This is a genomic window from Candidatus Firestonebacteria bacterium RIFOXYD2_FULL_39_29, from assembly GCA_001778375.1.
Taxonomy (GTDB): domain Bacteria; phylum Oederibacteriota; class D2-FULL-39-29; order D2-FULL-39-29; family D2-FULL-39-29; genus D2-FULL-39-29.
This window is the reverse complement of record MFGV01000085.1, coordinates 1-11,790: the sequence shown is the minus strand read 5'-3', so window position 1 is coordinate 11,790 and position 11,790 is coordinate 1. Positions and strand designations below refer to the sequence as shown.

The window sequence follows — 11,790 nt, the reverse complement described above, 5'->3', positions numbered from 1 at the left end:
GAGTGGCTGAAGAAGGTGAGGAATCTCGTCAAGCTGAAAGAATGGTGGAAAGTGCTGCAAGTAAAGATGATAGGGCATTACCGATATTTTGGAATGAGCGGGAACAGCCGGATGTTGCAAGAGTACTACAGAAGCACATCAAAGCTTGTATTCAAATGGGTAAACAGGCGAAGTCAGAAGAAGAGTTTTACACAAATAGAATACGCCAATATACTTGCAAGGAAGTTGCCGAAGCCGAAAATCTATTACAGCATCTACAAGGTATATCCGTCCGTATGAGGATGTTTGACTGAAGAGCCGTATGAGGGAAAACTTCACGTACGGTTCTGTGAGGGGACTTGTAGTTATGAGTTCTACTCGACAACAAAGAACAAATACTTAAGCACTAATATTTAAACAAGAAAAGGATTGTTGTTTGGTTGTTAATATTTAGTTGTTAGTAATTGTTTAGTGCTTAGAATTTAGATCTTAGTTATTGGATTTACACTTTGTATCAGTGGAATCTTGTTTGAGGGGGAGTTAACATGCAAAAAGTCGGTATAATAGGTTTTGGAAAGATGGGGCGGAAGCATTTTGAAAGTTTTAAAAGGGTTCCGGGGGTCGGTGTTTACGGGGTTTATGACACTGATCCTAATAAAGCGCGGGAAGCCGGCATAAGAACCTATAAGGATCATATCCAGTTGATAAAAGAGTGTGATATTATTTGTGTTGCAACTCCTACCGACACTCACAAACAATATATACTGGAAGCGATAGCTGCAAAAAAACCCGTCTTCGTGGAAAAACCGCTGTGCCGTACAGTTAAAGAAGCTGATGAAATATTGAAAGCGGTGAAAAAGTATAAAGCAAAAGTAATGGTCGGACATGTGGTCAGATATTTTAATCAATATGCGGCGATAAAAAAAGCTATTGATGACGGCTGCGTGGGAAAGCCGGCGGTCGCAAGGATAACAAGATGTTCAAAGTTTCCCAAAGCATCCAATAATTGGTTTAACTTTAGGGAACAAAGCGGAGGAGTCATTCTGGATCTTATGATCCATGATATTGATTTTTTAATATGGTGCTTTGGCGATGTCGAAAGAGTTTATGCCAAAGATATAAGCTGGGGAAAAATCCCGAATATGGACTATGCGCTTGCTGTTCTTCGCTTTAAAAGCGGGGTTATTGCGCATCTTGAAGCCAGCTGGGCTCATCCGGGCGGATTCCGCGCGCGGGTAGAAGTTTCGGGTACCAGAGGGCTGGTAAATTATGACAGCCGGCATCCGGCTTCTCTTAAAGTTGAACATTCCGATGGGGATGTTATGAGGGAAAACCCGGTTGATGAAAACGCTAATCAGATGGAAATAAGAGAGTTTGTTGAATATGTATTGAAAAATAAACTTCCAAGAATCACTCTGCATGATGCTTACGAAGCTTTAAAGGTGTCTTTAGCCGCGCTTGAATCCGTAAAGACAAGGAATGTAGTGAAAGTGTAAAAAGGCAGCAGGAAAAGCAGGTGAAGCAAACGAAGGAAGTGAAGTGAAAAAAGGGGGAAAAGTGGATAAAGTAAAAGTTGGAATAATGAGTTTTGCGCATATGCATGCTTGCAGTTATGCGGAAAGTTTAAAAAATATTCCTAATGCTGATTTTGCCGGTATTTTTGACGATGATGCCAAAAGAGGCAGGGAAATGTCAAAACGGTTTGGCGTGAATTTCTTCAGTACTGAAAAAAAGTTTTTTGCCGGAAAGTTAGATGCTGTCATAATATGTTCGGAAAATTCTAAACATCTTAAGATGACCGAGTCTGCAGCCAAGGCAAAAGTACATATCCTTTGTGAAAAACCTATATCAACTAATTTGAAAGATGCGAATAAAATGATTTCGGTGGTACAGAAAGAAGGGGTTAAGCTGATGATTGCGTTCCCCTGCAGATTCATACCTTCTGTTGTTAAAGCAAGAAGGGTTCTAGACAGCGGGGAAATCGGCAGGATACTTGCAATTAAAGCAACAAATCACGGCTCTATGCCGGGAGGATGGTTTACCGATAAGAAATTCTCCGGCGGCGGCGCAGTGATGGATCATACCGTACACGTGGCTGATTTACTTCGCTGGTTTGTAAGACGCGAGGTTCGAACTGTTTATGCGGAAATCGATAAAAGCATTCATAATATGAAGATTGATGATTGCGGGACGTTATTATTTGAGTTTGAAAACGGTGTGTTTGCTTCGCTTGACCCGTCCTGGTCCAGACCAAAGTCCTTCCCGATCTGGGGGGATGTGACAATGGATATAATCGGAGAAAAAGGCAACATATATATTGACGCTTTCTCTGAAGTAATAGATGTATATGACGATAAAGTCGGAAAGCATTCCTGCCGCAGCTGGGGCTCCAATGCTGATCTCGGACTGGTAAAGAACTTTATTGATATGATAATTTATAACCGGACCCCGTTCATTTCCGGATACGACGGACTTAAAGCCATGGAAGTAGCTCTTGGCGCTTATGAATCCGCGAAGAAAAACAAAGTGATTGAGCTGCCGCTTAAATAACTTTATGAATGTTAAAAAGTATTCCAGTTATGAACAGATAAAAGACAAGGCTTTCCCTTTTTATATAGCGCGAAATAAAATTGCCGGCTTTGCAAAGCACACTCATGAACATTTTGAATTTTTCTATGTTGTCTCCGGAACCTCAAAACACATACTTGAAAAAAAAGAAGAAACATTAAGGGCCGGAAATATTATTTTGATGACTCCGGAGGTTGCGCATGCCTTTGAGAATTCGTCCCCGGATTTCATGATCTGTAATTGTATATTTCTGCCTTCTTTGTTGGAAACGCATAAAAATCTGCTGGCGGATATAAAAGGTTTTCTGGAACTTTTTTATGTGGAAACAGAAAAAGAGGGTTTTAAAACGGTTTCTCTTACGGGAAGAGCGGATGTTAAGGTCAGGGTGATACTTGAAGATATGCTGTTTGAATATGAAAAAAAGCCTGAAGGTTATCGTACTGCCATAAAAGTTATGCTTGCCGATCTTCTGGTAACGGTAACCAGGGCTTATTCCAAGGGAAAGAAAGGGAAAAGGGGACGAAAACTTGCGGAAGCCTTATTCTATATAGATACGAATTACCTTAGATCTCTTGATCTGGCACAAATAGCCGAAAAAAAAGCAGGGGTTACAAAAGAGTATTTTTGTGATATTTTTAAACGCATTACGGGTAAGACCTTTACCGAATATGTTAACTCTCTAAGAGTAGAACATGCGGTCCGCCTCCTTTTGAGTACCAGCATGAAAGCTTCCGAGATTGCGTTGGAATCGGGATTTAACGATATAAGTTATTTTAACAGAGTTTTTAAAGAGCAGAAAGGCATTTCACCTCAAGCTCTTCGAAAGAAAGCTTAAAAGAGTCCAAGAACCCTTAATTCCCTCCAAGACATTTCCTTTCGCCTATGATATAGTTACTCTGTTCCATATTTCGTCGATACTTTTTGGCAGAACTCAGAATCTATTTTTTAAAGGAGAAAAAAATGTTCATAGCTGCTCAATATTTCAGGCCTCCGTTTCCAAAACAGCGTTATTTTGAAGAGGACCTTAAACTAATGAAAAAAACCGGGTTTACGGCGCTCCAACTATGGGTAATGTGGGGATGGGTGGAGAGTGATCCGGGAAAATATAATTTTGATGATTATGATCTCCTTTTTGATATGGCTAAGAAGAATGGATTAAAAGTGATATTAAGCACTATCGCTGAGATCCATCCTTTTTGGATACATAGAGTTGTTCCGGATTCTAATATGGTTGATCATATGGGGAATAAAGTCATTTCTTCCTGCCGGAGCGAGAGTAATGTCGGTCTCACTCCCGGAGGATGCACTGATAATCCGAAAGTTAAGGAATTAATGGGTAGTTTTCTCGAGGCTGCCGCAAAAAGATACGCAAAGGCGGATAATCTTATAGGCTGGGATTGCTGGAATGAGTTCAGGTGGAATGTTAATGCAGATGGTTATGTCTGCTATTGCCCCCATACGCTAAAGGCGTTCCGCGAATGGCTTTCCGGGGAACATGGAGGACTAAAAGGGATAAACGAGGCGTGGCAGAGAAGGTACACATCTTTTCAAGATATACTTCCGGGTAAAACTTTTGGCAGAACTTATACTGAAATGATGGAATTCGAAAGGTTCCTTACTAAAAGAGCAACAGAACATATAGCGTTCCGCTATGAAAGAATCCGAAAATATGATAAAACGAGAGTAATCTCTGCTCATGGAGCGAGTCCTGCAATAAGCATGGGAGGCAACGACTTCGAACATACGCTTTCCCGGGGAAATGATTTTGAACTTACAGATAAACTTGATGGTTGCGGCTGCTCTCACTTTCCTTTCGGGGGAGGAGGATTTGATTTTAATGAATTTGGTTTCCGGGTTGAAGCGGTGCGAAGTGCAGCGCGCGGCAAAACAATGTGGGTGAGCGAACTTCAAGGCGGTTCGGCCAGATGGGGTATTGATGTTCATAAGTCCGTAACTCCGGAAGCGCAGAATAACTGGGTATGGAACGGGTTTTCCCGCGGGGCCAAAGGTATTATCTTCTGGTGCTGGAGGGATGAGGTTTTTGGCGTGGAGTCCTCAGGTTTCGGGCTTACAGGAAACGACGGACTTGAAAAAGAAAGGCTCAAAGCTTTAAGTGTATCCTGTAACAAGATGAGAGAACATGAAAAGCTCTTTGATGGTTATATGCAGGATGATCCCCAGGTTGGAATATTTTTTGAACCTGATACGTATTATATGAAGTGGGCTGAGAAAGGGCACGCAGATGATCCGGTAGAATCAGTTGAAGGTTATGCCCGAGCGTTGGAAAAGTTGAATATCTCTTACGATATCGTTGAGAGTTCACATCTTAAATATCTTAATAATCTAAAGGTCCTCTTCATGCCTTGGCCTCTGATCGTGAATAAAAACGCCAAAACAGCCCTTATAGACTTTGTGAAAAAGGGAGGAACGCTAGTTGTGGAAAGCGAAATGGATGCCTATACAAGCCTTGGCTTCTATAATTATCCTGAAGACCGGACACTGGCGGCTGCTTTTGGCCTGTCCGATGAGGGAAGGAGACAATTGAACAATAAAAACAGCGCTTTTATTCTGGGGACAAATAAATTAAAAAGTGCCACCTGGATAACTCCGCTAAAGTTTGAAGACGGAGAAGTCCTTGCGAAAGACGCTGACGGAAATGTCCTGGCGGCTGAAAAAAAATTAGGTAACGGGAAAATTATTGCTCTTGCTACTTTTTGCGGTAAAGCTTATTCCGGCTCACCGTATACAGGTTTTGAAGGTTTTGTGAAGTCTACTGTAGAAAATAGCGGTGTAAAAAGCTTCTTTGATATAAAGAGAGAAAAAAATTCCGGTGTGCAGTGGCGGACGGGACTCTCAGGAAAGGAAAGACTGCTTTTTCTAATAAACAACGGAAAGTCAGCAAAGGTTACTGTATCCTGGAATACCAAGAAACAGATAATTCCGCTAAAAGCATGGAGTTGGAATGTGTTTAACTTGAAAAAAGGTACACTTGTGAAAAAATAGATACTGCAGTTTAAATAAGGCTTCTCCCTTTGCATTTACAAAACTATCGATTTACTATATAATATGGGTGAAAGAGAGAAGAATTACAAAAATTAAAAAGGAGAAACAACTGTTATGAAAAACGGTAAAATTGGCTGGGGAATAATTGGCTGCGGAAATATATCAGGATATCACGCGAGAGGCGTTGCTGCAAATCCCGGTCTCGCTGAAATAGTTGCTTTTTGTGATATTGAAGAGCAAAAGGCGCAAAAACTTTGCAAGGAATACAATGTAAAACAGTATTACAAAGATTTTAATGAAATGCTTAAAAATAAGGATATTGATGCGGTGTCCGTCTGCACGCCGAGCGGGCTTCATATGGAAGTTACACTGGCGGCTGCAAAGGCAAAAAAACATATACTCTGCGAAAAACCCCTGGATGTTACGCTTGACAAAATTGACAGAATGATAGAGGCGGCGAGGAAGGCGGATGTCCGTTTTGGCGGGGTTTTTCAGAGAAGAACTTTTCCTGAATCAAAGCTTTTAAAAAAAGCCGTAGAGGATGGAACTCTGGGTAAGATGATCCTGGGAGACGCTTATCTTAAATATACCAGGAGTGATGCTTACTACAAAAGTGCCGGTTGGAGAGCGACCTGGGAGCTGGATGGGGGCGGGGCTTTGATGAATCAGGGTATTCACGGTATTGATCTTATCAGCTGGATAATGGGCGGCATTTCTTCTGTCTATGCAAAATGCGGCACTAAGGTGAGAAAAATTCCCGTGGAAGATACGGCGCTCGCGCTGGTGACTTTTAAAAGCGGGGCATGGGGAGTAATAGAAGGAACCACTTCGATCTGGCCAGGGCTGGAGACGAAATTTGAAGTTTCAGGCACCAAAGGCACTATAATACTTGAAGAAGCAAAAATTCTAAAATGGGAAGTGGAAGGTGAAAAGGATAAGGCTTCCGAAATGGCCTCGGCCCGGGTAAAAACAACAGGAGGGGCGCATTCAGACCCTAAAGCCATAGAATTTTCCGGACATATTGCGCATGTGAAGGATATGGTTGAAGCCATTAAAGCAGGCCGTGACCCGATGGTGAACGGTGAAGAAGGACGTAAAGCCGTTCAAATAATTTTAGCGATATACGAATCCTCGAAAAAGGGAAAAGAGATAAGCATTAAGGATTAAAAGAAAGTGACGGGTCGCGGGTTACGAGTTACGGGGAAAAGCTTTTTGTTATATCCGCTAAGGCGGATACAGTGTGTTTTCAACTCGCAACCCGTTACCCGCCGCTCGTAACGTGAGTTTTTATTGTATAAAAACTCACATAGAAACTGATCTTTGTCATATTGAAAAATATCAGTTATTGTGCTATAATCTACGTGATAGATAATTATGGCGAAAGACCCTGCATAATTATCAATAAAAAAATCTGAGAAAATTGTTTTAAGGAGGAAAAAGTCATGAAAAAAAGAATAGTTCTGGGTATTGCAATTGCCTGCGTAGCTCTATTCGTAGGCGGCTGCACGAAGGGCTTCAATATATTTGCGCCCTTAACACCGGCTGCGGGTACCTTAGCCCCGACGCCTGAGAACGCTGCGAATGCGTATGCAGCTGGTGATTATGCTGCAGCTATGGCGATGTACGCTGATGTTGTGGCTAATGAACCGGCAAATAGTTCGGCAAGATATGGCTATGTAAAGTCCTATGTGAAAAACGCGGGTTTTGATATTGCATCATTTATAACCAGCGGTACCGGCATGAGCAGCGGCGCACCTAAAGCTTTTGCTCCTGTGGCAAATAGAATAATTGCTAAGTCTACCTTGATGATCGATGACTTACAGAATCCTTTTGGTGTAAATGCCAAAATTATGGAAGGTCTATGCACAGAGTTAATCTATTATCTTGATCCGATAGCCGACGGTACTTGTGACGGTGTAATTCCCGCAAATGATGTAGGTCTTAATTCGTCTCTTGCTTTTGCGCATCTTTTGAAAGGCGTCTTCCTGGTTGTTGATCCCGGATTTGATGGAACATTGGATTATAATGTGAGAGATAATGGCAACGGTACGACAGATGTTATAAATGTTACTACCCATGAAATTGTAGAAGATATAGAGAATACCGCGAAAGCAGCAGCCGTAGCAGAATTGACAGCGGCTATAGTCCGTCTTGATGTGGCGATTGCCACGGCCGGTGGTAGTTCAATCTGGACATCTGTTCGCGACTTTTTGCTGCAGGTTCAGGCCGAAATCAATACGCTTAACTCATAAAAGGAGGATAAATGAAAAAATTATTAACACTGATATTAGTTTTGTCTACGCTGGTTTACGGTGCGGTTGTGCCGTCAACTTTCTATGAAAGCTCTCGGGGACTTGGTATGGGCGGGGCCTATACCGCAGTTGCTGATGATTTCAGCATGCTTATGTATAATCCTGCTAACCTTTCAAAGAACCAGTCTCTTCATATCTGTCTCTTGAAATTGGAAATTGAAACCAACCAGAAAACCGTTGATTTTGCAGGGTGGCTGGTAAATAACTCCGATAAATTAAGCGGGGATTTTAGCACCTGGTCTGCTTCAGACATTCAGCAGTTGATAAACGCCGGTATTTTCTTGAATGTAGGGGATAACTTCTCCGTGACCGGAATCAATACTCCGATCGGTAACTTCGGTGTAGGTGCTTTTGCAAAGGCGACTGCGAATGTATCGGTTTCAGAAGAAATACTCGATATCAAAGCCCATCTTGCGGCAAAGATAGATGTTACCGTACCGATATCCTATGGTACGCAGCTTGATATGCTTAACGAAGTCGGCAATATGTTAGGCGGCGGTAAATTCGGCTTTGGTGCGACTGTTAAGCTTATGCAGAGATTTTCTACCACTGAAGATAAATCAATTCTTTCTATGGCAAGTTTTGACCCTCAGGGTATGATTAACAGACTTGCAAACCCTCAGACGGGATATGGTGTAGACGTTGCTCTTAACTATAATCTGCCGTCGTGGGCGTCGACTTTCTCTTTGGTGGGAAGGGACGTTTATAGTATTCTTGGAACGGACACGATAGCCTCCAACTGGGTTTTTGGTTATTCACTTCAACCTAACCTGATACCTGGCGTACCTCTTACAATCGCAGTTGATGTTAATGATCTGTTTGGCAGTACAACGATGATGAAAAAAATCAGCCTGGGCGCAGAAGTGAATTTGATCGGTCTTGCTGTCGTAAGAGGCGGTTTCTATCAGGGCTGGGTAAGTTTCGGCTTCAGCTTGTTTGGTTTCCTGGACTACGCGAGCTATGGAGTTGAGCGCGGTCTTTATGCCGGAAATTTTGAAGAAAGATTCCATAGAATTTCTATTACTTTAGGTCTGTAGTTTAAATAGAATTTGCAAGTATGGGTGCTGTCCGCCTTTGGCGAGATGGCTGAGAGTATACCATTCGAACCTGTTTGGGTAATTCCAACGAAGGGAAAGTAAACGGAAATCAAAGAGCCGTAATTTCTCAAAAGGGATTACGGCTCTTTTTCGTTAAAATAAGTTTGTAAGGTTTATAAGGTTTTTAAAGTTTTACGCTATTGTGGTATTATGTGTTTAAAGCAATATTAGTGAGAGTTGTTTTTGAAAAATGCTTTACTGCTAATAATCGCGAGATGTTTAACCTTACAAACTTTACAAACCTTATGAACCTTAAAAACTAGCGAAGGCATATATGAATAGCAAAAATAACAAAGCCGTAAAAAGAATACTGGATGTAAATATAAATAGGGCTAGAGAAGGCCTTCGTATCATGGAAGATTATGCCCGCTTTGCGTTGAATGATAAGAAACTTACGGGCAATATTAAAACAGTCCGTCATCTGATATCAAAAGCTATTGACCGTTTTGACCTTGTGTCTTCCAGAGCTTCAGAAAAGGATCTAGGGAGACCGGCTTCCTTTGATAAAAAGGCAAAAACCGTATCTCTTGAAAATGTAATCATAGCAAATATTATAAGAGTTGAGGAAAGTACCAGGGTTCTGGAGGAGTTTTCAAAGATTATCTATCCTGAGAGCTCGGCAGCTTTCAAAAAGGCAAGGTTTCTTATCTATGATCTTGAAAAAAAGTTTATTAAAAAGGCTAAAAGGCATTTACGCAATAATTGATCCGGAAGTTTGCGCTTTGGCGGAAAATGATCCCTTGTCTGTCGCAAAAATATGTTTAAATGCGGGAGTTAAGATCATTCAATTGCGGCATAAAAATGCTCCGGATGATATAGTCTTATATTTAGCCAAAAGATTTAAAAAAGAGTGCCAAAAACACAAGGCTTTGTTTATTTTAAATGACAGGGCGGATCTGGCGGTACTTGCCGGAGCGGATGGTCTGCATCTCGGACAAAAGGACCTTCCTGTAAGGGAAGCAAGAAAAATATTTAAGGGTTTTATCGGTATTTCCACGCATAACAATAAAGAGATAATGAAGGCTCTTAAAGGTAATGTTGATTATATCGGTTTTGGCCCGGTTTTTAGAACTAACACAAAAAAAGGATTACCTCCGGTTGCAGGTTTACGCCGGTTAGAAAATGTAGTTTCAAAAGTAAGCATACCTGTCGTAGCCATCGGCGGAATAAACAGCACTAATATAAAAGAAGTCTATAAGTCCGGCGTTTCCTGTGCAGCTGTAATATCGGCAATATGCGGAGCAAGAAAACCAATAACTAAGATCAAAGCACTAATCACTAAAAAGGAAGCTTATTGATATAAATACAAAGATTTTGTTTGTGATTTAGTTATTAAATGTTTAGTAATTGTTTAGAATTTAGTGCTTTAGTCTTAGTGCTTATTTTGAGTTCAAATTTCATACTTCGAATTTATTGTCCGGGTGTAAAGTAAAATTGTGAACGGGAGAGGTGTAACATGACTCAAATCGAAATAGCACGTAAAGGTAAATATTCCGGGGAGATGTTATCCGTTGCAAAGTCCGAGAACGTCTCGAAGGAATATATCCGTACCGGTATTGCCACAGGACGTATTGTTATTACCTCAAGTCTTCTTCACAAACCAAAGAAAGTTTGTGGAATAGGTAAAGGGCTGAAAACGAAAGTAAATGTAAATATAGGGACTTCTCCGGAGAGGTCCACATTAAAACAGGAACTTGCAAAACTTAAAGTTGCAATAGAATGCGGTGCTGATGCCGTAATGGACCTAAGTACCGGCGGGGATATGGATAAGACCCGGGCGATGATCATTAAGAATTCACCAATAGCGGTAGGGACTGTCCCGATATACCAGGCTTCAGTGGAAGCGATCAGGAAGAGAAAGTCGGTAGTTGAGATGACGAAAGAGGAGATGTTTGCAGGTATTGAAAAACATATTAAAGATGGTGTGGATTTTATCACCGTGCATTGCGGGGTGACTAAGGAAACTATAGGACGTCTGAGAAGAGAAGGGCGTATAGCAAATATCGTAAGCAGAGGCGGAGCTTTCCTGACTGAATGGATAATGCATAACGATAAAGAAAATCCTCTTTTTGAAGAGTATGACTATCTTCTGGATCTTGCGAAGAAATATGATGTAACGTTGTCGCTGGGAGATGGTTTCAGACCCGGCTGCCTGGCCGATGCCACTGATAGAGCGCAAGTACAGGAGCTGATTATCCTTGGGGAATTGGCAGAAAGGGCTTTAAAAGCAGGAGTTCAAGCAATGATAGAAGGACCGGGCCATATGCCGATTAACCAGATAGAAGCAAATATTCTATTGGAAAAACGTCTTTGTCATGAAGCGCCTTTTTATGTTCTGGGCCCTCTCGTTACGGATATAGCCCCCGGTTATGATCACATTACCTCGGCCATAGGCGGAGCGATTGCGGGTACTGCAGGCGCTGATTTCCTCTGTTATGTTACTCCCGCGGAGCATCTGGGTCTTCCGGATATTAATGATGTCCGTGAAGGAACCATAGCTTCAAAAATAGCAGCTCATGTAGCCGATATAGGTAAGGGACTCCCCGGTGCTATGGAAATTGATAAGCGCATGGCCTTCTATAGAAAAAATCTGGATTGGGATAATCAGAAAAAATGCGCTTTAGATCCTGCCAAGATTACAAAGTATAGAAAGAGCGGAAAAGGCGATAACACCTGCACGATGTGCGGTGAGTTTTGCGCAATGAAGCGAATAACCAAATATCTAGGATAGATATTTGGTTATTCGTAATTCAGACTGTGTCGCAATTAAATTACTAACATGATATAATATGGCATATTCACTCCAAAGGAGCAAGCCATGTATCGCACTG

At 41.6% G+C, this 11,790-nt stretch carries 11 protein-coding genes and 1 other annotated feature; all 11 genes read left to right on the top strand.

What is annotated here, in order from left to right; genetic code table 11:
- Nucleotides 1-2: 2 nt before the first annotated feature.
- A complete protein-coding gene (locus A2536_01100; protein ID OGF44619.1) occupies nucleotides 3-293 on the top strand; it encodes a hypothetical protein in 291 nt (96 codons plus the stop codon).
- 231 nt (nucleotides 294-524) lie between these two features.
- Nucleotides 525-1,475 carry a hypothetical protein gene (locus tag A2536_01095; GenBank protein OGF44618.1) on the top strand — a complete coding sequence of 317 codons (951 nt, stop codon included), beginning with the start codon at nucleotides 525-527 and terminating at the stop codon, nucleotides 1,473-1,475.
- An 85-nt stretch (nucleotides 1,476-1,560) separates the two neighbouring features.
- Complete coding sequence (locus A2536_01090; protein ID OGF44621.1) at nucleotides 1,561-2,529, top strand: dehydrogenase; 969 nt, start codon at nucleotides 1,561-1,563, stop codon at nucleotides 2,527-2,529.
- A gap of 4 nt (nucleotides 2,530-2,533) precedes the next feature.
- The gene (locus A2536_01085; protein ID OGF44617.1) at nucleotides 2,534-3,382 is read left to right on the top strand and encodes a hypothetical protein; all 849 of its coding nucleotides are present in this window, start codon (nucleotides 2,534-2,536) and stop codon (nucleotides 3,380-3,382) included.
- A gap of 125 nt (nucleotides 3,383-3,507) precedes the next feature.
- On the top strand, nucleotides 3,508-5,550 hold the full coding sequence (locus A2536_01080; protein ID OGF44616.1) for a hypothetical protein: 2,043 nt from the start codon (nucleotides 3,508-3,510) through the stop codon (nucleotides 5,548-5,550).
- Nucleotides 5,551-5,664: 114 nt separating this feature from the next.
- Complete coding sequence (locus tag A2536_01075) at nucleotides 5,665-6,717, top strand: oxidoreductase (GenBank protein ID OGF44615.1); 1,053 nt, start codon at nucleotides 5,665-5,667, stop codon at nucleotides 6,715-6,717.
- A gap of 275 nt (nucleotides 6,718-6,992) precedes the next feature.
- Nucleotides 6,993-7,802 carry a hypothetical protein gene (locus A2536_01070; GenBank protein OGF44614.1) on the top strand — a complete coding sequence of 270 codons (810 nt, stop codon included), beginning with the start codon at nucleotides 6,993-6,995 and terminating at the stop codon, nucleotides 7,800-7,802.
- An 11-nt stretch (nucleotides 7,803-7,813) separates the two neighbouring features.
- A complete protein-coding gene (locus tag A2536_01065) occupies nucleotides 7,814-8,899 on the top strand; it encodes a hypothetical protein (GenBank protein ID OGF44613.1) in 1,086 nt (361 codons plus the stop codon).
- Between the two features lie 10 nt (nucleotides 8,900-8,909).
- Nucleotides 8,910-9,012 (top strand) — a binding site (TPP riboswitch).
- A 221-nt stretch (nucleotides 9,013-9,233) separates the two neighbouring features.
- The gene (locus tag A2536_01060) at nucleotides 9,234-9,665 is read left to right on the top strand and encodes a hypothetical protein (GenBank protein OGF44612.1); all 432 of its coding nucleotides are present in this window, start codon (nucleotides 9,234-9,236) and stop codon (nucleotides 9,663-9,665) included.
- Nucleotides 9,649-10,257, top strand: a complete 609-nt coding sequence (locus A2536_01055; protein ID OGF44620.1) for a thiamine-phosphate diphosphorylase — start codon at nucleotides 9,649-9,651, stop codon at nucleotides 10,255-10,257. The genes A2536_01060 and A2536_01055 overlap by 17 nt, the downstream gene beginning before the upstream one ends.
- 158 nt (nucleotides 10,258-10,415) lie before the next feature.
- A complete protein-coding gene (locus A2536_01050) occupies nucleotides 10,416-11,690 on the top strand; it encodes a phosphomethylpyrimidine synthase (GenBank protein OGF44611.1) in 1,275 nt (424 codons plus the stop codon).
- The last annotated feature ends 100 nt before the right edge of the window (nucleotides 11,691-11,790 follow it).

What these genes read in the sequence shown, in the direction of transcription:
- A2536_01075 (OGF44615.1), top strand. Translation starts at nt 5,665, where the DNA reads ATGAAAAACGGTAAAATTGGCTGGGGAATAATTGGCTGCGGAAATATA.
- A2536_01065 (OGF44613.1), top strand. Translation starts at nt 7,814, where the DNA reads ATGAAAAAATTATTAACACTGATATTAGTTTTGTCTACGCTGGTTTAC.
- A2536_01050 (OGF44611.1), top strand. Translation starts at nt 10,416, where the DNA reads ATGACTCAAATCGAAATAGCACGTAAAGGTAAATATTCCGGGGAGATG.
- A2536_01095 (OGF44618.1), top strand. Translation starts at nt 525, where the DNA reads ATGCAAAAAGTCGGTATAATAGGTTTTGGAAAGATGGGGCGGAAGCAT.
- A2536_01060 (OGF44612.1), top strand. Translation starts at nt 9,234, where the DNA reads ATGAATAGCAAAAATAACAAAGCCGTAAAAAGAATACTGGATGTAAAT.
- A2536_01085 (OGF44617.1), top strand. Translation starts at nt 2,534, where the DNA reads ATGAATGTTAAAAAGTATTCCAGTTATGAACAGATAAAAGACAAGGCT.
- A2536_01070 (OGF44614.1), top strand. Translation starts at nt 6,993, where the DNA reads ATGAAAAAAAGAATAGTTCTGGGTATTGCAATTGCCTGCGTAGCTCTA.
- A2536_01080 (OGF44616.1), top strand. Translation starts at nt 3,508, where the DNA reads ATGTTCATAGCTGCTCAATATTTCAGGCCTCCGTTTCCAAAACAGCGT.
- A2536_01090 (OGF44621.1), top strand. Translation starts at nt 1,561, where the DNA reads ATGAGTTTTGCGCATATGCATGCTTGCAGTTATGCGGAAAGTTTAAAA.